The organism is Kordia periserrulae, assembly GCF_003054265.1.
GTDB lineage: Bacteria > Bacteroidota > Bacteroidia > Flavobacteriales > Flavobacteriaceae > Kordia > Kordia periserrulae.
Genome location: NZ_QBKT01000032.1, coordinates 1 through 1,214, shown reverse-complemented (window position 1 = coordinate 1,214; position 1,214 = coordinate 1). Strand labels below are relative to the sequence as shown.

Annotated in this window: 1 pseudogene; it reads right to left on the bottom strand. The window is 43.2% G+C overall.

Going from position 1 to position 1,214, the window contains the following annotated elements:
- A pseudogene (locus C8N46_RS20055) lies at positions 1–1,214 on the bottom strand (CUB protein); the annotation flags it as partial.

The window sequence follows — 1,214 nt, the reverse complement described above, 5'->3', positions numbered from 1 at the left end:
TTGTCAGTATCGCAGTATTCGAGTGGAGTTGCAGGGAAGACTGCTGGAGTATCGTTGATATTTACCGTAAGCTGCGTTACAATATGACAGCCTGTGTTGATATCTTCTACACGTACAGATACTGTGTATGTTGTTGGCATACCTGTGTTTTCATACGGCATGACAAGTGCATTGACATCATTGTCTGCATCTGCATCAGTAAGGTGGTATGAAACATTTAAGTTTGGATTCGACAGTGTAATTTCATCGTTTTTAACCGTTAAATCCGTTGGCGCTACGCCATCGGCGGTTTCATCGTCGCAGGCTTCTAAGTCTGTTGGCGTAGCAATCACTGGTAATGGTTCTACTTGTAACGCAAAGCTTCCTGTTTGAATACAGCCTAGTGGATTTACAGCACGTACATGAACTATGTCTCCATCTGTACCATTGATTGGCGTGGTGATTTCATTGGTGTTGTTTTCTGCATCTAAAGCCGTTGGATGATAGGTGATAGTCAGTCCTACTTGTCCGTTTGCCACCACTGTGGTATGAGTGGATAGGTCAAATACTTCCATATTATCGCCTGGATTGTTAAAGTCGCAGGCAATCATCGGTGGGATGTTGTCTAAGTTTGGAAGTGGATCGGTAATTAGTGTTACTAGCACCACATCAAAACAGCCTGTGATATTGTCTACCACTTGCGCATAGATGACTTGTAAGTTTGCCACATTGGTGGTGTACATCGTTGGAAGTGGTGTGGTCAGTGCTGGTGTTTCGTAATAAGTCACCGTTGCCGTTCCTGCTAATGTTCCTAGTATTTCTGAATCTAAAGTAGATAAGTCAAACGTTCCTAGTCCGTCCGTGTCATTCCCATTGGTATCATCACAAACGCTATAATTAGATGGTGTGGTTGCCATCACTGCTGGATTGATTTGAATGTCTACTTGAGAAGTGGTAAAACAGCCTGTAACATCGTTTTCTATTCGAATGTAGATGGTTTCTCCTGTACCTGCGGTCATGTTGGTATAAGGTGAGGTAAGCGGTGTGCCTGTACCTGCTTGTGCATCTGACTGTAACAGGTAGTAGCTAATGGTCATCGCATCACTAGAGGTTTGTCCTGCTAAAATTTCTGCATCTGCATCCGTTAGGGTAAAGTCAGCAAAACCGTCGCCATCATCATCACATTCTTCTATCGTAGCTGGTAGTACTGCTACTGGTAATTCATTCACAATTAA